Annotated in this window: 1 pseudogene; it reads right to left on the bottom strand. The window is 49.8% G+C overall.

The features are described from left to right. A pseudogene (locus BHE89_RS04070) lies at nucleotides 1–213 on the bottom strand (translation initiation factor IF-2 associated domain-containing protein); the annotation flags it as partial.

Raw genomic sequence — 213 nt, 5'->3', positions numbered from 1 at the left:
TTTTTCTTCAGCTTCGCGCTGTGCTTTCTCTTGTGCTTCGCGCTGGGCTTTTTCTTCTGCTTCGCGATGCGCCTTTTCTTCCGCTTCACGCTGAGCTTGCTCATCCGCTTGCGCTTTTTCAACGGCGTCACGGTTCACATAAGTGCGTTTTTTTGCGGACTTCGATGGCTACTGATTTACTTTTGCCACCTGTACCAGGAACACTTAACGTAC

The organism is Shigella sp. FC1967 (genome assembly GCF_001743005.1).
Lineage (GTDB): Bacteria > Pseudomonadota > Gammaproteobacteria > Enterobacterales > Enterobacteriaceae > Proteus.
This window is presented reverse-complemented; position numbering and strand designations above follow the sequence as displayed.